Origin of the sequence: Microcoleus sp. w1-18aA5 (assembly GCF_036701705.1) — a bacterium.
Classification (GTDB): Bacteria; Cyanobacteriota; Cyanobacteriia; order Cyanobacteriales; family Microcoleaceae; genus Microcoleus.
The window spans coordinates 1-23,635 of record NZ_JAUPTE010000097.1 but is presented as its reverse complement, the minus strand read 5'-3'; the positions used below and the strand labels follow the sequence as shown (position 1 = coordinate 23,635).

The window sequence follows — 23,635 nt, the reverse complement described above, 5'->3', positions numbered from 1 at the left end:
CTTCCCGCTTGATTTGGCTGCTAGTGAAGTCACCCCAGTAGCAATGGTTGCTCCTTCTATCAATGGCTAAGTTTTAGTCCTAGATTAACAAAAAGCGCTCCTAGAAATAGGGGCGCTTTTTGTTTTGGGAAAAATATTTTTCAGACAGTCATGGACGCATGAATCCGCCGGCGAAGACACCGCAACTACAAAAATAAACAGTTCGCGATCGCACTCCTATCAAAGAAACCGGCTTTTTTACCGAATCTACGCGCTGCAACCCATCTTTTCATAAAAAACCCGGTTTCTGACCACCTGTGCGTCCTGGACTAATATTGATAGGTGTGATCGCCCTTTAATCCAACATAAATAATCCCTAGGATATTTGAAACAGAGAGATTAGTTTTGAAACCGATTGTGGAGAGCGACCTCAACACGCTTCATAGAATTTTTATCGATGCCTATGTGAGGAGATATCTGTGCGACGGCGAAATCTGGTCGCTACAAAAGGTTGAAGAAATGCTTGCCGAAAACAAAAAGCTGTTTGCCCAAAAGCAATTCGGTATGTGGTTTATCGAAACTAAGAGCGATCGAGAAACTATTGGATTTGTTGGTTTGTGGTATTTTTTTGAAGAAGCACAGCCCCAGTTAGTTTACGCACTGCTGCCGAAAGCACTTAAAAAAGGTTACGCTACTGAAGCATCAACCAAAATATTGGATTATGGTTTTGATGAACTTGGCTTTAACTATCTTGTCGCAACTTGTGATCGCCCAAACATTGAGTTGCAAAAAGTCGCAGAAAGACTCGGAATGAAACAAGTAGAAGAAAGAATTATGAATGGAAATCCGATATTATTCTTTAGAATCGATAAGTAGTAATTAGCAGTAAGGCCGCAATGCACAAATGGCTTTCGGTGGTGGGGATTGGCGAAGATGGACTTTCGGGGCTCGGCCCGATCGCCTTTACCCTCCTCTCTCAATCTCAAATCGTTGTTGGTGGCGCCCGTCACCTAGCAATGCTACCAACCGACGACACCCGCGAAAAATTGCTCTGGGCATCGCCTTTGCAGACAACAGTTGACGATATTCTCCGCCGCCGGGGACAGTCTGTGTGTGTGCTCGCAAGCGGCGATCCCATGTGCCACGGCATCGGCGTCACGCTGTCGCGCCAGATTCCCATGGAGGAAATGACTGTGATTCCGGCGGTATCGGCTTTTAGTCTTGCTTGCGCCCGTTTGGGTTGGCCGCTAGCTCAAGTTGAGACTTTCAGTTTGACTAATCGCCCGATCGCATCCATCGCCCTTGCTTTGTCCCCCGGCGCGCGCTTGCTGGTGTTGAGCGCTGACAGACACACGCCGGGAAAGGTGGCACAATTGTTGACGCAGCGGGGGTTTGGCAGCAGTTTGATGACCGTGTTTGAGCGGATGGGAGGGAACTTGGAACGGCGGATCGAGAGGGTAGCAGCAGCCTGGAATGAATCGGATTTGGCGGATTTGAACACGATCGCGATCGCAGTTACAGCCGATCGACAAACTTTTATCCTCCCTCGTACCTCCGGTTTGCCGGATACTGCTTATCGCCACGACGGACAACTTACCAAGCGGGAGGTTAGAGCCGTTACTCTGTCAACGTTAGCACCGATTCCCGGAGAGTTGCTTTGGGATGTGGGGGCGGGCTGCGGCTCGATCGCGATCGAATGGATGCGGAGTCATCCTCGGTGCAGGGCGATCGCGATCGAACGCCATCCGACTCGACTGCAATACATCGCCGAAAATGCCTCTACTTTCGGTGTTCCCGAACTCGAAATGGTTGCGGGAGAAGCGCCGGAAGCCCTGACAAATTTGCCTCAACCGAATGCTATTTTCATCGGCGGCGGTGTCACGGCAGAATCTGTGCTGGAAACTTGCTGGAATGCTTTAGGTGAAGGCGGCCGATTAGTTGTTAATGCGGTGACAGTTGAGAGCGAGTTTAAAGTTTTGCAATGGCACGATCGTTATGGCGGGGAACTCATTAGAATTGGGATTCAGCGAGTAGAGGCGATCGGTTCTTTTCAGGGTTGGAAGCCACTTGCACCAATTATGCAGTGGGCAGCAGTTAAAAGGTAAAAACGGTGAGAAAAGTAGTATAATATCAAACATAAAGATATTATCCAGTAATTGCAAAGTAATCGTGACTGAAGAGAACCTATACCTCAAAAGATTCCTAGACCCCGTAAAACTTTGCAGACGGTACAAGCCCAAATTCGGGCTAGGCAATAGAGAGGAAGGATTGGATCTGGCACGGTTCTTATCAATCTACGGAGCCGATCCTTTTTACTCATGGATTGGTCTTGACTCAGATTTGATGTACGCTGCTCACAAAGCCGCTGGTGGCATGACCTCGGTTTATCGACAAATTGGGAAAGGTTGTGAAAATTTATTCAGACAAATAATAATCGATAGAGCAGGATACGAAGATCCCAAATATGCCCTGTGGTCTTACGTTGCGAAGACCAAAAACGACAAGGACAAAACTTTGTCGTTGGATGCTCGGCTAGAACTGAGCGAAATTCAAAATCTTGAGGTTAGAGGAAGAGTGATTCAGTGGATAGCGGACTACAGCAGTTCTCTTAATGTTCCTGCCCCAGCGAAGGGAGCCGTATTTGAAGTTCGGCAGGGATACAAAAGTAAAGATAGCAAGAGACAAAATGCTGACATAGATAATATTGCTGTTGCTTGGGCAAACGGCTACCTGCCAGTCTTTGCAATTTTTTCTTCTCAGATTGATGTCGATTTAGTACTACGCTATCGAAACAGCCGTGGAGGAATCCTGATTGGCACAACATCGGGCAGCAATCAAATTTCGCTGTTTGTTTTTTCCCAGGAAATTTTAGGCTATGATTTGGCAGATTTTTTTCGCCGAAACTCTGAGGTAATCAAAAGCGAAATTTACACCACATTGGCAGTTTTACTAAGTGCAGACTGATGTCATCTACTATTCACCAAAGATCTGACTATACTTTCAAAGCTAATCGCAATCTTGGGCGGCATGGGTGGCTTCGACTTACTCCGGCCTATGGCGTGAAACTTGTGGAAAAGCTTTTGGCTTTTGTTGAGAGAGAGTCAATTATTCTTGACCCTTTCTCTGGTACAGCTACCACAGGACTTGTTGCTGCTCAACAAGGAAACCAAGCATTCGCGTTTGATATCAACCCGTTTCTTATTTGGCTTGGGAACGCTAAATACAGAAACTATGATGAAGACTGCTTAATAGATGTTTTAAAAAAGGTACAACTAGCTTTAGAGGAATATAGAAGTTTAATATCTCAAGACAATTGGACACCACAAATATTTAACATTGAACGTTGGTGGTCTAGTTACACGCTAAAACTTCTTGCCTCATTGCGAATCGCTTTAGTAAACCAATTCGGAGAGCCTGAAGATAATGAGGGTTATGATATCGTTTGGATTGCGTTCTGTCGTTTAATAATTGAAACTTCATCAGCAGCTTTTAATCATATTTCCATGTCATTTAATGACACAGTTATTTATCATAAAATTGAAGCCATAGAAGAGCTTTTTTGGGAGATTATAAAATTTATATCGAACTCTGCTGAAAATACTATTATGGGTACTGCTAAGGTGTTGAAAGTAGATGCTCGTAACATAGCTGGTTTAGGTAATATCAAAGCCGATAAAGTGATAACTTCCCCACCTTACCCAAATCGGATCAGCTATATTCGTGAACTTCGTCCATATATGTACTGGACAAAGTTTTTAAACGAAGCAAAAGAAGCAGGTGAGATGGATTGGTTAGCCATTGGTGGAACATGGGGCATTGCAACTAGCCGTCTCAACTCCTGGCAAATACAGGAAAAAAGCCTACCGAAGCAAATATTCTCAACTGTAGAAAATATAAGAATGTCTGGTGGGAAAAATGCACCTCTTTTGGCAACTTACGTCCTAAAATACTTTCATGATATGCACTTACATTTTAGTTCTCTTAGATCTATTTTGGCAGACGATGCGGAACTACACTACATTGTTGGCAATTCAACTTTTTTTGGCAATATGGTTGCTACAGAGGCGTTACTTTCTGAATCTATGCGCCTTCTTGGATACTCAAATATTCACTCTGAAATTATTAGGAAACGGAACTCTAACAAAGCATTGTATGAATATTGTATTTCTGCAACTTGGTCAGTACGTTGATGTAAGCTGATAAATTTGTCCTTAGCGGGTGACAACGTACCTATAATGCTTGCTGCATAAAGGATAGAGCCAAGAAGCCGCGCTGAAAATAGAGACGTTTATGGGGTTTGAGCGCAATTAGACTTGTTACCCAATCGTTCCATAATTCCATCCCATAGATCCACCGTTGTCCATAGAGGCTCAGACTAAATTCACTTTGGCGTGGGGTTTTGTCTTGATGCTCCTTGATCCGTCCAGCATAAATTTCTATCCCTAATTTCTTGATCCATTGCCCGTGAATCGTCGCCAAACTATAAGCTATCGCAATCAACAAGACTAAGGCTAAAAAGCGAGCTTCATTGACCTTGGTATTTTCTAAATTATAACCACCAGTTTTGTAATCTTTGAACATCTGTTCGATACCCCACCGACAACAATAAACATCTAAAGTAAGCTTCAGATTGGGGAGATTTGTCAGAATATACCAAGGTTCTTTTGGCCCTGGCTTACGATATTTTCTTTTCCAATATACAGCCAGATTAAATGGTCCTAAACCGTCTCCTTTATTTGCCAAAATATTCTGATAAAAATTGGACATCCCAGGTTGAAAGCCAAGCTTTTTGAGCACTTGATAGTCTTCACCTAAATTCTCTTGAAATTGGAAGTCCTTTTTCTGACGTAGTGCAAAGGATACGCCCCTGGAATCAAGCCATGATGCGAGTTTGGGGCTATGGAACTCTCGATCACCTAAGACCAAGACGGGATAGTTCTTAAACAGAAGAAGGACTGTACCTAAAAGTCGTTTTTGAGTCTTGAGGTCACTGTTACCTGACTTCTTTAAGACTTCCCAATATATCGGAAGAGCATGAGTTCCCCAGACCAGACTAACCATAAATATATTGTGTCCTTTCCACTGTGTTCGGTCGATTGCAATGATCCAATAGCCATACTTTTGATGCTTGAGTTTTCGTACACAACGACGTTGTTCTCGGTTTAAGCGCTTTCCCGTTTGCTCTTGACGAATCCAATATTTAATCAGGGGAAACCACAACAGTTTGACGCACAACTGAGGCAACACTAAAAAGCGTTGTAAGTTTCGGAAAGCGGCTTTGATATTGAATCGGTTGAGGAAAGACACTGGCTAATACCGAGAGTTTGACCTGACGATGAGCCGCTCAGCAATAACAACAGCAGTTGCAAGGTTAAGTATTGGCTTTCATTGAGATGAGGGAGCAGAATTTTTTGGTATAATGGTGGCAACATTTTGTTTTTTGGGGAGCCCGTGTGGCTCCTTATTTTTTTACCTTACCATTTTCTCAAACCTTTGTCCTGTTTAGACTAGAGGTGCCTTGTCACCCGCTAAGAAATTTGTCTATCGTTTGTTCAATGCAAAAAAAAACCGAAAAAATAGTATTAATTTAAACAAAAATAGGTTGGGTGTCCTAAAAGTTCAACCCAACCTATTAATTAAATGAGACTTAAGAGTTTAGCCTTGATTCACCACAGTCGGTTTTAAACTTTCCTGTGACTTCGATCGATCTAAACCATTTTGAACTTCCACAGATTCCTTAATCGGTTTCCGGGCTTCAATTAAACTCAAAGCTTTGTTGACACCTTCAGGTAAAATCACTACCAAACTGCCTACCGCCGCCTCATCTAAAGCCTTGTTAACGGCCGTTGTTTCGTCGAGAATCAACTCGTATTCAACTTGAGATTTCTTTGCGGTTCCTGCAGAAATCGCCTCGGCAATTCCCTGGCAAATTAACTGGGCCACAACACCGGGTTCTCGCCCGCGCCTGTCAATATCTTCCTTGACAATAATACGATCGAACATCTCGGCCGAAAGTTTACCCAGCGTGACAAAATCTTCATCTCGTCGGTCTCCGGGAGCACCTACTACCCCGATTCGCAGTCCCGGCCAATTCAGCACGAAACTGCCCAAAGCTTTGTAGCTGTGGGGGTTGTGGGCGTAGTCGAGTAAAGCGTGATAGCTGCCCAAATTAAACAGGTTCATCCTTCCGGGAGTTTGACCGACGGATGCTTGGAAGCTTGACAAAGCAGCGCGAATATCTTCTATTTTCACTCCTTGAGCAAAAGCTGCTAAACAAGCTGCTAAAGCATTGGCAATCATAAACGGCGCGCGCGCGCCCATCGTCAGCGGCACGTTCACAGCCTGCTCAATTCTCAGCGTCCAATCGCCTTTTAAGATCGACAAGTAGCCATTTTCGTAAATCGCTGCCAGCCCGCCCGCAGCGGTATGTTTGGCAACCAGTTCGTTGTCCGGGTTCATGGAAAAATATGCAATTTGAGCCTTGACACGCTGCGCCATTTGTGATACCAGCGGGTCGTCTGCATTCAAAACTGCATAGCCTTTGGGCATTACCGACTCGACGAGGACACTCTTGAGTTTGGCCAGTTGTTCCACGGTGTCGATGTCCCCAATTCCCAAGTGATCGGCCGCGACGTTCAAGACGACGCCGACATCGCACTGATCGAAGCCGAGGCCCGATCGCAAAATTCCGCCTCTAGCCGTTTCCAGCACCGCCACTTCCACCGTTGGGTCAGACAAAATCAATTGAGCACTCTGCGGCCCGGTATTGTCTCCGCTTTCGACCAAATAATCGCCGATGTAAGTGCCGTCGGTAGTCGTGTAGCCGGTAATCTGACCGGTCTGTTTGACAATGTGGGCAAGCAGGCGAGTGGTTGTCGTTTTGCCGTTGGTTCCCGTTACCGCTAAAATCGGCACCCGGCTGGGTTGAGGCGAGGGGAAAAGCATATCGAAGACGGCACCGGCGACGTTGCGGGGTAAACCTTGACTCGGGGCGACGTGCATTCTGAAACCCGGTGCTGCGTTGACTTCGACGATGACGCCGTTGACATCGCGCAGGGGTTGGGAAATGTCGGGAGTTACTACGTCAATGCCGGCGATGTCCAAACCGATAATTTTGGCGACTCTCGAAAACAGCCAGACGTTTTCTGGGTGGATTTCGTCGGTGCGATCGACTGCAATTCCACCGGTACTCAAGTTTGCTGTCGCCCGCAAAAATACTCTTTCGCCGGCGGGCACTACGGAGTCCATCGCGTATCCTTGTTTTTGCAGCAAATCCAGGGACAATTTGTCGATCGTGATCCGGGTGAGTACGTTGTCGTGTCCGTCTCCTCGCTGCGGGTCGCGGTTTACTTCTTCAATAAGCTGTTCTACTGTAGACTTGCCGTTACCCACGACGTTAGCGGGGACTCGTTCTGCAACTGCTATGACTTGCCCGTTGACTACCAATACTCTGTGGTCACGGCCGACGTAATAGCGCTCGACAATGACGCTTTTTGTTTTTGATGCGGCGCTGGCTAAGTCGTAGGCTTCTTCTGCTGCTTCCCAGGAATTGATGTCGATCGTAATGCCGCGGCCGTGGTTGCCGTCTAGGGGTTTGAGGACGATCGGATAACCGCCGACATCTTCGATCGCCCCGCGCAGTTCATCCAAATAATGAATCACCGTTCCTCTGGGAACCGGTACACCGGCGCTGGCGAGGATATTTTTGGTACCTTCCTTGTCACAGGCAAGTTCTACTCCCAAAACTCCCGTCCGGTTGCTCAGAGTTGCCTGAATCCGCTTTTGGTGAACCCCGTAGCCGAGTTGAATCATAAACCGGGCGCTCAAAGGTATCCAAGGAATGCCGCGCGCTTCTGCTTCCTTAATCAGTGTTTCCGTGCTCGGCCCGAGTGCCGCCGACGCAGCAAACTCTCTCAGGTCTCTCAAATCTTGGACTAATTCTGCTGCTGGATAAGTGCCTGTCTCGGCAATACTTTGGCACATCCGCACGCCCGCCCGGGCTGCATAGCGACCTGCTTGTTCGTTTTGATACTCGATTACTACTTGGTAAATGCCTGGGGTCGCAGTTTCGCGGGTGCGGCCGAACCCGACCGGCATTCCTGCCATTTCCTGAAGTTCTAGGGCGACGTGTTCGATTACGTGTCCCATCATTGTGCCTTCTCTGACCCGTTGCAGGAATCCTCCCTGATGGCCTGGTGAACAGTGATGGTCGTTCAAACTCGGAAGTGCGGCGATCAACCCTTCATAGAAGCCAGGAATTTCGGATGTTTTTTTATCTGCCCACTCCTCTAAATCCAGACGCATCAGGACGAGTTTCTGGCGTCGGATGCTCCAGTAGTTGGGGCCGCGTAAGGTCTGGATTTTAAGTATTTTCATGGCAGTTAGAGGGGTATGGGGCGCGAAATCTTATAGATAATTGGAGCATTTATTCAATTTCGATCTAGATTGCTCGATCGACTGTTCGCTGCGAACAGTTTGGGAGTGAATTTCCAGTTATGGGCTACCCAATTGAAAATTCATGCCCTTGCGATCGGCTAAAAACAAGTACAGGTACATGGCTAGCAAAAAATCAAAGCCCGAAGTTAGAACTTTCTGTGATTCTGCCTTCTCGGCTCAGCCCGTGGCTGCTTCGGAATCTATTCTATTGTTGTATCCATGATTCGGCCGGAATGCCGCCTAATTTCTGCCGAATCAATGACAAGAGATGTTGTACGTTAGTTGGCTGTGCGGCATTCGGGGGGCCAGCCAGACTCGGAACAGGCTCCTGATGGCATTGGTTTGCCGAGGGGCATATTGTAGCAATCTCCGTGACATAGAACGTGCAAGCGCATATTGAACAGACTTAAGGGTTCTGTCGCTCCTACCATAGACTCATTGGTATAAAAATTTTCCCTAGAATCAACAATAGTCACAGTGCCTTTACCGAGAATTTTCATAGTATCGTCTCCCTCAAACAAGGCGCAGGTGTCTTCGTCAATACCAATAGCGATGCGATCGGGATGGCAAGCCACAGCCGACAGCAAGCGAGCCATGCGGTTGCGATTGTGAAAATGCTGATCTACGATGATCTCAGGAATAATGTTAAGTCCGTTTGCCATGTCTACTAAAGAGCGGTTCGGTGACGCGCCACTCCCACCGCCTGCAATCATGTGATATCCCATCACCGCAGCACCTGCGCTGGTGCCAGCAAGGGTAATCTTGCCTTCGAGAGTTTCTTTGCGAATTTTCTCCATCAGCGGGGTGTCCGCCAGCAGTCCACAAAGCCGCAGTTGGTCGCCGCCTGTGATGAATACGCCCGTACAGTCTTCTAAGTAATCTTTCCAGACGGGGTTTTCGCCTTGTTCGCGTTCGCGGATGTCCACTACTTTGACGGCGCCAACGCCCATTTCGTCAAATATTGTACGGTAGCGGTTGCTAATTCCTTCGGGATCTCGCGAAGCGCACGGAACGATCGCCAGCCGAGCGTTTGCACCCCCAGCACGGCAAAAAAAGGTGTTCAGAATCTCTCGCCCGTGAACTTTGTCTTCGGCTCCCCCGATGACCATAATCGAGGTTTTTGTGCGCTGGGGAATATTGTGTTCAAGGGCTTGAGATGTCAACTGCTGCATGGTGTGTCTTCCTCTGTTGGATGTGAAATTCAATTTTGCCGTGGCTGTGCGTAGAATAGGGCTTTTTAAGAATAAATATTTGTTGGTGCGAGGGATGTGCGATCGCCGATCGTGCGATCCCGCAGTTGTTTGGCGGTGAGTTTACTTGCAGTCGCTGTCATGAAAAACTGATTATTGTTGTACAAAACGGGCCCGCCGACAAAGGAAGAGAATTTAACTTGCAAAAATTTTCAGAAATTATAAGAAATTATAAAGAATAAAGCAATTACTGAAAACTGAACTCCCTCTAAAGGTCAAACTAGAGGTGATGTATCAATGAAATTCCAATAATTGTGCGATTTGACGTTGTTACCCTATTTCCAGAATTTTTCCGGGCTCCCCTAGAGTCGGGACTGATGGGCAAAGCCTTAGCTAAAAAGATTGCTGAGGTGAATTTTGTCAATCCCCGCGATTTTACCACAGACAAACACCAGCGAGTCGATGATGAGCCTTACGGGGGCGGAGTGGGGATGCTGATGAAACCGGAACCGATTTTTGCTGCGGTGGAGTCGCTGCCGGTTTTGCCGAGGCGGGAGGTGATCTTGCTGACTCCCCAGGGGGAACCGATGCAGCAGTCGATGTTTCGAGAGTTGGCGGTCGGTCGCGATCAGTTGGTCTTGATTTGCGGTCATTATGAGGGTGTGGACGATCGAGTGCTACATTTGGTCACTCGCGAGGTGTCTTTGGGGGATTTTGTGCTCACGGGGGGCGAAATTCCAGCTTTGGCTTTGATAAATGGGGTTTTGCGATTGCTGCGGGGAACTGTGGCGAAGGAAGATTCCCTAAAGTTTGAGAGTTTTGAAGACGGACTTTTGGATTATCCGCAGTACACTCGACCTGCGGATTTTCGGGGATTGAAGGTGCCCGACGTGTTGCTGTCTGGTAATCACGCAGAAATTGCTCGCTGGCGCAAGCAACAGCAAATTGAAAGAACGCGCCAAAGGCGATCGGATTTGTACGATCGGTGGTTCCAGGAGAGGGAAGAATAGGAGAAAGGGCGATCGCACGAGTGGTCAGAAACCGGGTTTTTTGTGGTAATACTTCGTTGTAGTCCACAGATTCGGTAAATAACCCGGTTTCTTTGGTCTTGATGCGTAAATTCCGTATATTTAAGAGCCTAATAAATTTTGGATTCGCGTTTGTAAGTCTTTGAGTTCAGGAGAGCGATCGAGAAGTCTGCGAGAATTTTCTAGCGTTTCCAGCATTAACGGTTCTCTCCCCCCTCCAACAGCTTTAGGATTGCCATAACTGCTGAGGAAAGCAGCCAAAAAAAATCTTTAACACTCGGATCGGCATTAAAAGATAAATTCACTTATCTCCCTGAAAATATGAAATAATTGTCCTCTACTATACTTCCCAAACCCCAATTTTACATGAACATCCGCATCGGCAATGGCTACGACATTCACTGCTTAGTGCCAGAACGCCCCCTCATCCTCGGTGGCGTGCACATTCCCCACGAATTAGGCTTACTCGGCCACAGCGACGCCGACGTACTTACCCACGCTATCATGGACGCGATGCTCGGAGCTCTCAGCTTAGGAGATATCGGTCTTTATTTCCCTCCAACTGACCCGAAATGGAAAGGTGCTGATAGTCTCGTCTTGCTAGCACAAGTCAATCAGTTAATATTAGATAAAGGCTGGGAAATCGGCAATATTGATTCGGTGGTGGTAGCGGAACGTCCAAAGCTGAAACCGCATATTGAGCAAATGCGCGATCGGCTTTCTGCTGTCCTACAATTAAAACCAGACCAAATCGGCATCAAAGCCACCACCAACGAAAAATTAGGTCCGGTGGGGAGAGAAGAAGGAATCGCGGCTTACGCTGTAGTTTTGTTAGTGCTAAAATAAAACTTTAATCTACGTTTTAGGAAGGCCAAAACCATGCAAACTGAAACATTGGATTTAGAGTTACCCATAGACGCCGATATTATCGCATTGGATAAGGACGATCGGGTAGTCGTGCTAATCGAAGTCAAAATTATTGAAGCTCAAGAACCAGCAGCAAAGCAGAGGATTGCTGATTACATGATATCTTGGATGAAAGCTGCGTTAGCGAAAATGTCCGAGCAACGAACCATCATTCCCTATGCGATGTTTGTTGACACCGAGCAGATTCTGATTTTTAAATGGGACGGAGTAAATTTATCTGAACCTGTTTGCTCTCTAAACACTGCTGAGATCCTTCGCCATTATGAGCCTGAATTTGGCAACAAACGGATATTTAAGCGATACCTAACTAGACTGGTTGAAGCATGGCTGCGCGACTTAGCTTATAATTGGAAGTCTGAGATTCCAACCGCGTCAGAACAGATAGCAAAAATCGGCTTGCTGCCACTGCTAGCAGGTGGGACGACAAAATCTGGGGTAGAAATTGGTGGCAATTTTATATATCGAGACTAACTTTCTGATGAGCATTGCTACGGGACGCGACCCTGACGCTAACAACTTGTTGGTGAGTGTACCTACATCAGTCAGCATAGCCATACCAAGTATTTGCTGCATGGAATTACTTTCGGCTTTAGAAGATGAAATCAAGAAGCGACGCAACCGTTTTTTAGGTGAAATGGAAAAACAAATTAGTCAGCTAAAGCGAGATAAAACTTCCCCCTCTGCCCAGTCTCTTGTCTTCCACTTAGAGCAATCACTCAATGAAAACGAGGCTCTGATAAATGATATTAATACACGTCTTTTTGCAGCTCTTGATTTGTTAGCCACCAAGATAGAAATGATTTCCTTAACAGCAGGCATACTTCAATCAAGTTTGAATTCAATTTTTATTGAAGAAGACCCTACAGACAATTTGATTCTGCACTGCATCTTGAATCACGCACACTTACATCCTAATGAAGTCAAAGTATTTTTGAGTAATAATACAAAAGAATTTGGTCTGCCCAAAGTTCGAGATGCTTTGCGGGAAGTAGGGATAACCAAGTATTTTTCGTGCACTGAAGACTTTCTCGGTTGGTTACAATCTCAGTCATAGTTGCACGCAGGTGGTAAACTAAAAAATTATGAAAATTTCTATGATGCTACATTCAAGACTGCGCTGGCTGGCTGTTCTGCTGGCTGCAATTGCCGCCATAACTCTGTCTGCGTGCAGTCCAGCCCGATCGAACTTAGTAAACAGGCTCATCGTTCCCACCCCCAGCGGCCCAGCTACCTTTAACTACCCGCTAAATCAATCTGCATACAGCGTTTTTGGCTATATGTACGAGGGATTGATCAACGAAAATGGCTTGACATCCGAGTTAGAACCCGGTTTAGCCGAGTCCTGGGAAGTTTCTAAAGATGGCAAAAAGATTGTCTTCACCCTGCGAGAGGGATTGAAATGGTCGGACGGCCAACCTCTGACTACTGATGACATTATCTTCAGCTATGAAAAGATTTATTTCAATGACAAAATTCCTAGCGGTTTGAAAGATATTCTGAGGGTTGGCATCAGCGGCCAATTTCCAAAAGTCAAAAAACTCGACAGTCGCCGCGTAGAATTTTCCGTTGCAGAACCCTTTGCTCCTTTTATTAGATATGCTGGGGGAATCCCAATTTTACCAGCTCATATTTTACAGGAATCTATCGATAATACAGATGCAGACGGCAAGCCTAAATTCTTGACTACTTGGGGTACGGATACTGACCCTAAAAAAATTGTGGGGAATGGTCAATACCGAATGCTGAGCTATACTCCCAATCAGCGCGTTGTTTTGGAACGAAATCCGTATTATTGGCGCAAAAATTCTGAGGGAAATCCTCAACCTTACATCCAGCAAATTGTTTGGCAAATTATCGAAAATACTGACAATCAACTGCTGAATTTTCGATCGGGCGATTTGGATACTCTGAACGTGGAGCCGGAAGTGTTTCCCCTGCTGAAACGGGAGGAGAAACGCGGCCAATATACGGTCTTCAACGGCGGCCCGGATACTGGCAGCGTGTTTATGTGTTTCAATCTGAATAAGGGACGCAATGCTCAAAATCAGCCGTTTGTAGACCCGGTTAAGTCTCGCTGGTTCGCGAGTAAGGAATTTCGGCAGGCGATCGCCTATGGCATCAACCGCGAGGCGATGACTAACAATATCTATCGCGGACTTGGCGCGCCGCTGCATTCCCCAATTCCGGCGCAAAGCCCGTTTTACCTGTCCCCAGAACAGGGATTGAAAACTTACAGTTACGATCGACAAAAAGCCAAAGAGTTACTGTTAAGCGCTGGTTTTAAGTATAATAGTAACGGCGAATTGTTGGATGCTGAAGGCAACAAGGTACGATTTACTTTGTTGATGGCGGCAGGTAAAAAAGTTCGGGAACAAATGGGAACGCAAATTAAGCAAGACTTGGGCAAACTGGGGATGCAAATTGATACGCAGTTCCTGAGTTTTAACACTTATGTGGAAAAGCTGCGATTGACGCGAAATTGGGATACTTACCTCGGCGGTTTTACGGGAGGTACTGAACCGCACAGCGGCTACAATATTTGGTCAGTCAATGGCACTTTGCACAGTTTCAACCAGGGCCCGCAATTCGGAGAACCCCCGATTAAAGGTTGGGAAGTGTACGACTGGGAGCAGAAAATCGATGACCTTTATGTGAAGGCTTCCCAGGAGCTTGATGAGGCGAAGCGCAAGGAACTTTATGGAGAAACGCAGCGGATTATAGCGGAACAAGTTCCTTTTGTTTATATGGTAAATCCGCTGACTTTTGAGGCGGTGCGCGATCGCGTTTCGGGAATTCGCTACAGTGCCCTCGGCGGTGCTTTCTGGAATTTGTACGAACTGAAAATAACAGAATAGTCAATCGATTTTAGATTTTAGATTTTAGATTTTAGATTGACTCCACAGATGAATCTGGGAACTTGAACAAGAGTCTAAAATTGTGCCATCGCGATTTAAGTTGGGGGCTTGTATCCGTTTTTGGGCAGGTCATTAGTTAGCAGTCATTTGTTATTAGTTTATGGAACCTAAAATTTTACAGAAGTTACTCGAATCAGTGGCCGCCGGCGATGTGAGTCCGATCGCAGCTTTGGATAAATTAAAGCATTTTGACTTTGAACAAGTCGGCGATTTTGCCAAAATTGACCACCACCGTACTCTGAGAACGGGTTTTCCTGAAGTAATTTGGGGCCCAGGGAAAACGCCAGACCAAATTGTTGAGATTATCGAGGCGATGCGCGGGCGAAATTCTGCGGTGATGGCGACGCGAATCGAACCGGAAGTTTTCGAGCAATTGCAACAAAAAATACCCGATTTGTGCTATCACCAAAAGGCTCGAATTTGTGCAATTTCTCCCAATTCCCCCAGTCCGCAGCATCCGGGTACTGTGACTATTATCAGTGCGGGAACGGCGGATTTGCCTGTAGCGGAAGAGGCGGCAGTTACTGCGGAACTTTGCGGTTTTCAGGTGCGACGTTTGTGGGATGTCGGAGTTGCTGGCATTCACCGCTTGCTGAGCAACCGGCACGTAATTGCCGATGCTGATGTGTTGATTGCAGTAGCGGGTATGGAAGGTGCTTTGGCGAGTGTGGTTGCGGGTTTGGCAGATTGTCCGGTGATTGCTGTGCCGACGAGTGTAGGTTACGGCGCGAGTTTTGGCGGGATTGCTCCTCTTTTAACTATGCTTAATTCTTGTGCGGCTGGTGTGGGTGTGGTGAATATTGATAATGGATTTGGGGCAGCGATTTTGGCTTGTCAAATTCTCAGAAGTGCTGGCAGAGTGGGGAAAATCATCAAAGAGGGGGAGAATGGGAGAGAGGGGGAATAATTAGGAACCCCCTCGATTAGATCAGACTAAGTCTAACTGTCACAGGACGATCGATCTATTTTTAAGGTGCGTCAGACTCCGTTGTTGAAAGATTATTGAAGATTTCCGATAGTAGAGCACCTTACTATATATGTCAGTTGCTTCCAGGACTGCCAGACTCGGCGGTTGAAACCGCGTCTACACTTGCCTCTCGTCTCTGCAGAGGAGGACTAAAAAATACAGGAGGTATTATTAAAGCGGCGTTGGATATTACTTGCTGCCTAGCCAAATCGGATAAGCAGAAGAATCCTCAGCTTTTAACTTTTGCGCCTGATAACTCTTGCTAGTCCAAGTAGCTACTGTTTGCAGGCTTTCTGTCAAACAACTTTCGCTACCAAACGCTTCAAATCCCAAACTCCACCACGCGCTGCCGTTAATGTTCAACTGAGTAAGTTCCACGGTGCAACCTTGGGGAATTGGGGCTTCCACAGGCACAGACATCAGGGAACCAGGGGTCGATACTTGATAAAGACGCTGCGCTCGCTTTTTCTTGACTGCCACCCACTTTCCTGTCGCCAAAATATCCGCCGGTATCGGCGCCATCGTGTCCGCACAAACCCACTTCAGCCACTTTTCGGCTTTGCCTTCCCAGCGGTTGCCAAACTGCATCGTCCCCAACTCTCCCTGACGCCACTTTACCTCCAAGGTTTTCCCACGCAGCTTCACTCCCAAGTAGTCGCAGCTTGGTACTAGCAAATATATGTCTTCCCGCTCTTCAGGAGGCGAAAGATACCCGCCGAGACTCTCGCTTCCAAACCATTGATTGATTGATTTTGGCAGTGCACCGCTATAAAACCACCGCATTTCCAGACTGGCCCGCATAAATTTTTCCTCCGTTCCACAATTTTCGTCAAACCCAGACTGGATTTGCCATACACCATCGACTTTTGTGCCTCTCCACTCTATCCTCCCCCCTCCGGGGCCCAGAGTCTACCCACAGTCATACCATTTTAGATTTTAGATTTTAGATTTTAGATTGGGGAAAGACTGACTATATAAGGGTTTAGAGCTTGCCTACAGTTGCGTTTTTTTTATTTACTGGTGTCAGAGCGAGGTCTTTAAAAAAAATTTCTCACAATCCTTTACATATCTTCACAAGTCTGTTACATTTATTTACAGTACACTAAAAACCATTTAGGAAAAAAAGATGAGTAACAGAGGCTTAATGCTGGACGACCAAGGCAAAATGAACAATTTTGCGATCGAGCCGACAGTATACATCGATGACCAACCCCGCACCGGCTTTACCCCCTACGCAGAACGCTTAAACGGCCGCCTTGCCATGATTGGCTTTGTTTCTCTCTTGGCTTTAGAAGTTTCGACCAAGCACGGGCTGATTAGCTGGTTAACTCACCTGTAATGATTTTGTTAACAATTAAACTATATGGCTATGGATCGCTGGCGGTACACAAACAGCGATCCATAGCTTAACTATTTTGAGGGGCAAGGTTTGGTGAGACAATTAAAATTAAATATTTTTGTTTTACCCTACCCGTAAAAAAAATGCTCAAACGAATTGCGGCAATACTTTTGGTGGTTCTAAGCCTCACCTTGACCGGTTGTGTGTCTAAAGTCACTGGACTCAAAAGTTACGTTGATACTGGCGATGGCTATCAATTTCTTTATCCTAACGGCTGGCTGCCGATCGCGGTTTCTAACGGGCCCGATGTGGTGTTCCGCGATTTGATTCAGCAAACCGAGAACGTCAGCGTGGTAATCAGTCCAGTCGCGAAGGACAAAACTCTCGCGGATTTGGGAACACCGACGGATGTGGGATACAAGCTCAGCAAAAGTGCGATCGCCCCGGCTGATTCCGGCCGCGAAGCTGAATTAGTCAATGCAGAAGCTCGTGAATCGCGATCGAAAAACTATTACATTTTAGAATATGCCGTTAAGTTGCCAAACCAAGAACGCCACAACTTAGCGAGTGTAGCCGTCAGCCGCGGCAAACTTTTTACGCTTAACGTTTCCACTACCGAAGAACGCTGGCCCAAAGTAAAAGAAGCTTTTGAGAAAGTTGTTAAATCTTTCTCTGTTTATTAGGTTTAAAAAGTAATTGGGAATGAGGAATGGGGCATGGGCGTTGGGGATGGGGAATAGTTTCTTTTTCTTCCTTCTTCATTCTTCCTTCTTCATTCTTCCTTCTTAACTTATTATGAAAATTCCAACTTTTGTATTAGCTTCAGCTTCTCCAGCGCGCCGCCGCCTCCTAGAAAATGCCGGCATTCAAGCTGTGATTTGCCCCAGCGACTTTGATGAAAGGCAAATACAAATGAAAGATGCCACTAATTTAGTGCAGGTTTTAGCAGAGGGGAAAGCTGAGGCTGTAGCTAAGTTTTTACTCGCTAATTCTCACCCGCAAATCCCCAATCCCAAATCTTGTTTTGTGTTGGGATGCGATTCAATTTTGCTCATAGATGGCGAAATTCACGGCAAACCCAAGGATGAGGAAGAAGCAATCTCGCGCTGGCAGAAAATGCGCGGTAAGGTGGGCGAACTCTATACGGGTCATGCTTTAATTGATACTAGATTCGATGACTTTGGTGAGGCGAGGTCGCGATCGATCATTCGCTGTCAAGTTACAAAAGTTCATTTTGCGGAAGTGACCTCGCGCCAAATAGCGGCTTACGTCGCTACCGGAGAGCCCCTCGCCTGTGCAGGCTGTTTTGCACTCGAAGGTAAAGGCGGTTTGTTTGTAGAACAAATCGAAGGATGCCACACAAATGTGATTGGTTTAAGCTTACCTCTGCTGCGGCAAATGCTCACCGAAATGGGATATGATGTGGCGGATTTCTGGCAATCTTAAATATTGTTGAATTGATGTCAGGAATCGGGAGGAAGAGCCTCGCTGATATGCCTTCCCAGGCAGATCCTGGGAACGAGGATTGAGAGCCTTGTTGTTGTCGGATGGGCGTTTCGTGCCGCCCATCCGTGCTATGCAGATTACTCTTGCCCACCAATTGGTAATTATCCTAGAGCGCCTCATCCGATACAGATATAAACTGAAGTTGATCCGGCGAAACATCCTTCACCAAACCCAAGATATTGCCGGTACTAGCTTCCCGAATCACCGTCGCCTTAGTATTTAAAATTCTAAAATCAGCCGTTCGAGGAATTCCCGGAGGAAAAGGCCCGCTGCTGTCATAATCTCTGGCATCACCAATTGTTAAAAACCTTTCGCTCAAAACAATATCATTTCGCGTCAATCCAGACGCTAATCCAATTACATCACCTTCAAGCCGATTGTAATCGAGAATAAAATCGGCAGGCACTTCATCTACATCAAAATTGCCGCTAGGAGACGGTTGAAGCGAACCAATCTCTCCCGAAGTTGCTCCCACTTCTGTGCGGACGATAAATAAATCTGCGCCTTCACTTCCCCACAGTCTATCAATTTCAGCATCACCGATTAGAGTATCATTTCCGCTCTCTCCTACTACAGCATCATTCCCTTTTCCGCCGCGAATAAAGTCATTGGCCGTGCCTCCATAAACGTAGTCATTACCTTGATCTCCGCTGACAAAATCGCTGCCACATTCTCCATAAAGAATGTCAAAATCTTGACCACCACGAATAGTATCGCTGCCGCAACCTCCAATTAAAGTATCTGTGCCACTGTTACCGTTCATCAGTTCCGCACCACCGGAACCTCTGACAAAATCGTTACCAGCTAAGGCACGCAAACCTCCGGCAGTATTCCGCAGAATTCCATTTGCTAATTGAAATGCGTCGTCATTGGGAGTTAAGTCAAAAAAGTTGGGGTCGCTGCCTGGATTTGGCAATGGGCCTGTGAGTAATTTGATGTTTGGGGGATCAGCAATAATTGGGTCTGAATTTTCAGCTAATGCTCTAATTTCTCCGAAATTTGTTTCTAACATCCTAAGTTTCTCCTTTTTTGATTGACTTTGTTGACATTCTGATTTTAACAAAGATTTCAATTAAGAAATCTGCGGGAATCTGGGGTTAAAACAATCAAATTATTGTCAAAATTGCCGTAGATCCTTATTCAATAAGCGTAGTTTATTGACACCAGGTTGCTCGTCCAAATCCGCAAATATTTTGAACTGTGTACCAATAATTCTGGGGATCGCGTAATCTATTACCCGTCAGCAGTCAGCGTGGGAAAACCCAGAGACTGCTAATTGTCATGAAACCTTGAGTTAAGTCAGGAATAATTAATATGCTAGACACTGCGATCGAATCTATTCAAGCCAGAGAAATCCTCGACTCCCGTGGCCGCCCCACCATTGAAGCTGAAGTTTACCTAGCCAACGGCGTTGTGGGGATCGCCCAAGTCCCCAGCGGTGCTTCTACAGGCTCTTTTGAAGCCCACGAACTCCGCGATGATGATAAAACCCGTTACGGTGGCAAAGGAGTCCTAAAAGCCGTTGCTAACGTCGAACACAAAATTGCCCCCGCTTTGGCTAATATAGATGCGATCGACCAAGCGCTGGTAGACAAAACCATGATTGACTTGGACGGTTCCCCCAACAAATCCAACCTCGGCGCAAATGCCATTCTCGGAGTCTCCTTAGCCACAGCAAAGGCGGCTGCCGAGACTTTAGGACTCCCCCTTTACCGCTACTTGGGCGGGCCCTTGGCGAACGTTTTGCCCGTACCACTGATGAACGTCATCAACGGGGGATCTCACGCTAACAATAATGTGGACATTCAAGAATTTATGATTGTCCCTGTGGGTGCGCCTTCTTTTAAAGAAGCTTTACGCTGGGGTGCAGAGGTATTTGAATCCTTGAGTAAAGTCTTAAAAGCTGAGGGTTTGCTAACTGGTGTGGGTGATGAAGGCGGTTTTGCGCCTAATCTTAAATCCAATCAAGCAGCTTTGGATTTGTTGATTGCAGCTATTGAAAAAGCTGGCTATAAGCCGGGTGAACAAGTTGCTTTGGCTTTGGATGTTGCTGCTAGCGAATTTTACAAAGATGGGCAGTACACTTACGACGGTGTGGCTCATTCGCCGGCAGAATTAATCGATTATTTGGATGGTTTGGCCGGAAAATATCCGATTGTTTCTATTGAAGATGGTTTGCACGAAGACGATTGGGACAGTTGGGTAGCGCTGACTGAGAAAATGGGTAGCAAAGTTCAATTGGTTGGTGACGATTTGTTTGTTACTAATCGCACGCGGCTGCAAAAAGGAATTGATTTGAAAGCTAGCAATTCGATTTTGATTAAGCTGAATCAAATTGGTTCTTTGACGGAGACTTTGGATACGATCGACCTCGGCAAACGGAACAGCTATCGAGCCGTCATCAGCCACCGTTCGGGTGAAACTGAAGATACCACAATTGCCGATTTAGCGGTAGCGACTCGCGCCGGCCAAATCAAGACTGGTTCTTTGTGTCGCAGCGAACGAGTGGCCAAATATAACCGTTTATTGAGGATTGAAGACCAATTGGGCGATCGGGCAATTTATGCTGGGTCGATCGGTTACGGGCCCAAGTAACACTGGATAATTGGGAATTGGGAATGGGTAATTGGTAATCGGTAATCGGTAATTGGGAATGGGTAATTGGTAATCGATAATCGGTTAGTTTTTAATTTTCATCACCAATGCCCAATGCCCAATGCCCAATGCCCAATGCCCAATGCCCAATTACCAATGCCCAATTACCAATTAAGGATAGAAAGCCAATTGTGGCAAACCCAAAGTTTCTTCCCAACCCATCATCAAGTTCATGCACTGGATGCCTTGACCGGCTTGTCCCTTAATTAAATTGTCGATCGCCGATAGCACAATCACCCTGTCAGTACGCGGATCAACTTCCACACCGATATAACAAAGATTCGTGCCACAAGCCCATTTTGTTTGGGGGTAAACTCCAGCCGGTAACACTTTTACCCAAGGACAATTGCGGTAAAAAGCACTGAAAATTGTGATTAAATCTTCCCGCACCAAACCCGGATCGCGCAAAGTTGCGTACACAGTCGCCAAAATTCCCCGCACCATCGGAATTAGGTGAGGAGTGAACTGAACTTTAATATCATGTCCCGCTAAATCGCTGCAAATTTGCTCGATTTCTGGCGTGTGGCGGTGGCGGCCAACACCGTAAGCGCCCAGAGAACCCTCTGCTTCAGCCAACAAGAGATTAACTTCGGCTTTGCGGCCCCCTCCCGAAGCACCGGATTTGGCGTCGATGATAGCTGTTTCTGGCACAATGAGGCCTTGTTTGAGTAAAGGTGCCAGGGCTAATAAACTAGCAGTGACGTAGCAGCCGGCACAGCCTACTAACTGAGCGTTTTTAATGCGATCGCGGTACAATTCTGGCAAACCATAAACAGCCGTTGCAGCCAGTTCAGAGTCCGATCGCTCGCCGCCGTACCAAGCTTTGTAAGTTTCCAGATTTTCAAATCTGTAATCAGCCGACAAATCCAAGACTTTGCAGCCTTTCTCTATCAGCGTCGGTGCCATTTTGCAAGCTAAACCGTTCGGCAGCGACAGAAACACAACTTCGCATTTTGCCGCTATTTTGTCTAGGTCGATCGCCTCGACTGTCAAATCAATGCAGTTAGTCAGATGCGGATAAAGGCTGGAAAAAGGTTTTCCCGCACTACTATCCCCGCCCAAATACACTACTTCAGCCGCTGGGTGATCTGCCAGCAGTCGCACAAGTTGCACGCCGCCGTACCCTGAAGCGCCGATAATTCCTACAGGCACACGTCCAACATCTCCCATTTTCCTTTATCCCCTCAGCCGTTGAAGTCAAAAACGCTTGAACTTTTGCTGCATTGTAGTACCAAACGTCAACTTTGGTGGCAAAGAATTGTGTTGTTTTGTTTTGGAGGTGCATTTTTGTTAATTTTCGGCTGTTTGATACCGCCCAAAACCCATATAAAGCCCTGGAACTCCCAAAGTTTTAGACCAAAGTTCCATATTCCAGATTCACGGCGCTGCAAGTAAATATAAAATCTAAAATCTAAAATCTAAAATCGACTGACCGATCGCCAAAACCCTAAAATTAACAAACTGATGTGCGATCGTGCTATAAAAAAACTTACCTTAACCCATCCACAAACCGGAGATTGATATTTTTCCCTCTTGCCTCTTGCCTCTTGCTTCCTGTATCCTGCCTCTTCCCTCTTCCCTCTTCCCTCTCCCTTCTTCCTACCTATGGGCATAGTCGTAGAAAACGTATCAAAACAGTTTGGCAGTTTCCAAGCACTCGATCGAGTCAGCTTAGAAATTGAATCGGGTTCCCTAGTCGCATTGCTTGGCCCGTCTGGTTCCGGCAAGTCTACACTGCTGCGACTGATTGCGGGTTTAGAAATTCCCGACTCCGGCAAAATCTGGCTAACAGGCCAAGATGCGACCAATACTAGCGTCCAAGACCGCAAAATTGGGTTCGTATTTCAACACTACGCGCTATTCAAGCACATGACAGTGCGAAAAAACATCGCTTTCGGGCTGCAAATTCAGAAAACACCACCCACGAAAGTCAAATCGCGAGTAGAAGAGTTGTTGAATTTAGTGCAATTGGCAGGATTGGGCGATAGATACCCGTCGCAACTTTCAGGGGGCCAGCGGCAGCGGGTGGCCCTGGCCAGAGCCCTGGCTGTGGAACCGAAAGTGTTACTGCTAGACGAACCTTTTGGAGCTCTCGATGCCAAAGTTCGCAAAGACTTGCGCGCTTGGTTGCGGCGACTGCACGACGAAGTTCACGTTACCACAGTCTTTGTGACGCACGATCAAGAAGAAGCGATGGAAGTTGCCGATCACATTACAGTAATGAATAAAGGTAAAATCGAACAAGTAGGCACACCAGCAGAAATTTACGACCATCCCGCTAGTGCTTTCGTAATGAGTTTTATCGGTCCAGTCAATGTCTTGCCCAGCAGTTCAAGAATGTTTCAAGACAACGGCTTTGACTCAGCCAACCCAGAGATTTTCTTACGCCCTCACGACGTAGTAATTGAAACTACAGAAAATAGTGCAACAGTGCCTGCAAGAATCAGTCGCTTGATTCATTTGGGATGGGAAATTCAGGTAGAATTGACCTTAGATGACGGTCAAGTAGTAAACGCTAATTTGACTAGAGAAAGATTCGATAGCTTGAACTTGCAGCCCCAGCAAAGAGTGTTCGTAAAGCCGAAAGATGCCAAGTCCTTTCCACTTTTTTATTCCATCTAAGGATCGCGAATTAAATAACTTACAATTTTAATTGTTATTGTGGGATGGGCGTCCCGCCCGTCCTTTTTGGA

Annotated in this window: 21 protein-coding genes and 2 pseudogenes; 16 read left to right on the top strand and 7 right to left on the bottom strand. The window is 46.4% G+C overall.

What is annotated here, in order from left to right; genetic code table 11:
- The 5 genes and pseudogenes from Q5691_RS24595 to Q5691_RS24575 form a co-directional block, all read left to right on the top strand.
- Positions 1 to 70, top strand: a pseudogene (locus tag Q5691_RS24595) (photosystem II protein D1); the annotation flags it as partial.
- Between the two features lie 314 nt (positions 71 to 384).
- The gene (locus Q5691_RS24590) at positions 385 to 855 is read left to right on the top strand and encodes a GNAT family N-acetyltransferase (protein ID WP_333312352.1); all 471 of its coding nucleotides are present in this window, start codon (positions 385 to 387) and stop codon (positions 853 to 855) included.
- Between the two features lie 20 nt (positions 856 to 875).
- The gene (gene cbiE / locus Q5691_RS24585; protein ID WP_333347652.1) at positions 876 to 2,084 is read left to right on the top strand and encodes a precorrin-6y C5,15-methyltransferase (decarboxylating) subunit CbiE; all 1,209 of its coding nucleotides are present in this window, start codon (positions 876 to 878) and stop codon (positions 2,082 to 2,084) included.
- Positions 2,047 to 2,943: a hypothetical protein gene (locus Q5691_RS24580; RefSeq protein WP_333347649.1), complete on the top strand. Its 897-nt coding sequence runs from the start codon at positions 2,047 to 2,049 to the stop codon at positions 2,941 to 2,943. Before cbiE ends, Q5691_RS24580 begins: the two co-directional genes overlap by 38 nt.
- Entirely contained in the window at positions 2,943 to 4,169 is a 1,227-nt protein-coding gene (locus Q5691_RS24575; RefSeq protein ID WP_333347646.1) for a DNA adenine methylase, read from the top strand. Before Q5691_RS24580 ends, Q5691_RS24575 begins: the two co-directional genes overlap by 1 nt.
- A 40-nt stretch (positions 4,170 to 4,209) precedes the next feature.
- On the opposite strand, the pseudogene Q5691_RS24570 reads toward Q5691_RS24575, so the two are convergent.
- The 3 genes and pseudogenes from Q5691_RS24570 to Q5691_RS24560 all read right to left on the bottom strand — a co-directional run bounded on the left by Q5691_RS24570 (position 4,210) and on the right by Q5691_RS24560 (position 9,587).
- A pseudogene (locus Q5691_RS24570) lies at positions 4,210 to 5,411 on the bottom strand (IS4 family transposase).
- A 223-nt stretch (positions 5,412 to 5,634) separates the two neighbouring features.
- Complete coding sequence (gene cphA / locus Q5691_RS24565; protein WP_333347644.1) at positions 5,635 to 8,355, bottom strand: cyanophycin synthetase; 2,721 nt, start codon at positions 8,353 to 8,355, stop codon at positions 5,635 to 5,637.
- A 338-nt stretch (positions 8,356 to 8,693) separates the two neighbouring features.
- Positions 8,694 to 9,587: a cyanophycinase gene (locus tag Q5691_RS24560; protein WP_333084106.1), complete on the bottom strand. Its 894-nt coding sequence runs from the start codon at positions 9,585 to 9,587 to the stop codon at positions 8,694 to 8,696.
- Between the two features lie 332 nt (positions 9,588 to 9,919).
- On the opposite strand from Q5691_RS24560, the gene trmD reads away from it, so the two are divergent.
- Entirely contained in the window at positions 9,920 to 10,615 is a 696-nt protein-coding gene (trmD, locus tag Q5691_RS24555) for a tRNA (guanosine(37)-N1)-methyltransferase TrmD (RefSeq protein WP_333216634.1), read from the top strand.
- 120 nt (positions 10,616 to 10,735) lie between these two features.
- On the opposite strand, the gene Q5691_RS24550 is transcribed toward trmD, so the two are convergent.
- Positions 10,736 to 10,894: a hypothetical protein gene (locus Q5691_RS24550; RefSeq protein WP_333216636.1), complete on the bottom strand. Its 159-nt coding sequence runs from the start codon at positions 10,892 to 10,894 to the stop codon at positions 10,736 to 10,738.
- A gap of 105 nt (positions 10,895 to 10,999) precedes the next feature.
- Between Q5691_RS24550 and ispF the strand changes: the two genes are divergently transcribed.
- From ispF to larB, 5 genes are all read left to right on the top strand, one after another.
- Positions 11,000 to 11,479 carry a 2-C-methyl-D-erythritol 2,4-cyclodiphosphate synthase gene (ispF, locus tag Q5691_RS24545; RefSeq protein WP_333216638.1) on the top strand — a complete coding sequence of 160 codons (480 nt, stop codon included), beginning with the start codon at positions 11,000 to 11,002 and terminating at the stop codon, positions 11,477 to 11,479.
- Between the two features lie 33 nt (positions 11,480 to 11,512).
- Positions 11,513 to 12,031 (top strand): hypothetical protein, encoded by a 519-nt coding sequence (locus Q5691_RS24540; protein ID WP_333216639.1) that lies wholly within the window; start codon positions 11,513 to 11,515, stop codon positions 12,029 to 12,031.
- 7 nt (positions 12,032 to 12,038) lie between these two features.
- Positions 12,039 to 12,614 carry a PIN domain-containing protein gene (locus tag Q5691_RS24535; protein WP_333312199.1) on the top strand — a complete coding sequence of 192 codons (576 nt, stop codon included), beginning with the start codon at positions 12,039 to 12,041 and terminating at the stop codon, positions 12,612 to 12,614.
- 40 nt (positions 12,615 to 12,654) lie between these two features.
- On the top strand, positions 12,655 to 14,415 hold the full coding sequence (locus tag Q5691_RS24530; protein WP_333347641.1) for an ABC transporter substrate-binding protein: 1,761 nt from the start codon (positions 12,655 to 12,657) through the stop codon (positions 14,413 to 14,415).
- A gap of 160 nt (positions 14,416 to 14,575) precedes the next feature.
- Complete coding sequence (gene larB, locus Q5691_RS24525; RefSeq protein WP_333216643.1) at positions 14,576 to 15,382, top strand: nickel pincer cofactor biosynthesis protein LarB; 807 nt, start codon at positions 14,576 to 14,578, stop codon at positions 15,380 to 15,382.
- Between the two features lie 249 nt (positions 15,383 to 15,631).
- Here the strand turns inward: larB and Q5691_RS24520 are convergent, their stop codons facing one another.
- Complete coding sequence (locus tag Q5691_RS24520; protein WP_333084122.1) at positions 15,632 to 16,243, bottom strand: hypothetical protein; 612 nt, start codon at positions 16,241 to 16,243, stop codon at positions 15,632 to 15,634.
- Between the two features lie 325 nt (positions 16,244 to 16,568).
- Here Q5691_RS24520 and Q5691_RS24515 point away from each other — a divergent pair, with 325 nt between their 5' ends.
- The 3 genes from Q5691_RS24515 (at position 16,569) to Q5691_RS24505 (ending at position 18,227) form a co-directional block, all read left to right on the top strand.
- Positions 16,569 to 16,781, top strand: a complete 213-nt coding sequence (locus Q5691_RS24515) for a high light inducible protein (protein WP_333216317.1) — start codon at positions 16,569 to 16,571, stop codon at positions 16,779 to 16,781.
- A 143-nt stretch (positions 16,782 to 16,924) separates the two neighbouring features.
- The gene (psbP, locus tag Q5691_RS24510; RefSeq protein WP_333041087.1) at positions 16,925 to 17,464 is read left to right on the top strand and encodes a photosystem II reaction center PsbP; all 540 of its coding nucleotides are present in this window, start codon (positions 16,925 to 16,927) and stop codon (positions 17,462 to 17,464) included.
- 112 nt (positions 17,465 to 17,576) lie between these two features.
- Positions 17,577 to 18,227, top strand: a complete 651-nt coding sequence (locus Q5691_RS24505) for a nucleoside triphosphate pyrophosphatase (protein ID WP_333216321.1) — start codon at positions 17,577 to 17,579, stop codon at positions 18,225 to 18,227.
- Between the two features lie 166 nt (positions 18,228 to 18,393).
- Here the strand turns inward: Q5691_RS24505 and Q5691_RS24500 are convergent, their stop codons facing one another.
- Entirely contained in the window at positions 18,394 to 19,299 is a 906-nt protein-coding gene (locus Q5691_RS24500) for a calcium-binding protein (RefSeq protein ID WP_333312197.1), read from the bottom strand.
- Positions 19,300 to 19,601: 302 nt separating this feature from the next.
- Between Q5691_RS24500 and eno the strand changes: the two genes are divergently transcribed.
- The gene (eno, locus tag Q5691_RS24495) at positions 19,602 to 20,882 is read left to right on the top strand and encodes a phosphopyruvate hydratase (protein WP_445242849.1); all 1,281 of its coding nucleotides are present in this window, start codon (positions 19,602 to 19,604) and stop codon (positions 20,880 to 20,882) included.
- 171 nt (positions 20,883 to 21,053) lie between these two features.
- Here the strand turns inward: eno and argC are convergent, their stop codons facing one another.
- The gene (argC, locus tag Q5691_RS24490) at positions 21,054 to 22,112 is read right to left on the bottom strand and encodes an N-acetyl-gamma-glutamyl-phosphate reductase (RefSeq protein ID WP_333049472.1); all 1,059 of its coding nucleotides are present in this window, start codon (positions 22,110 to 22,112) and stop codon (positions 21,054 to 21,056) included.
- Positions 22,113 to 22,547: 435 nt separating this feature from the next.
- Between argC and Q5691_RS24485 the strand changes: the two genes are divergently transcribed.
- The gene (locus Q5691_RS24485; protein ID WP_333312196.1) at positions 22,548 to 23,564 is read left to right on the top strand and encodes a sulfate/molybdate ABC transporter ATP-binding protein; all 1,017 of its coding nucleotides are present in this window, start codon (positions 22,548 to 22,550) and stop codon (positions 23,562 to 23,564) included.
- The last annotated feature ends 71 nt before the right edge of the window (positions 23,565 to 23,635 follow it).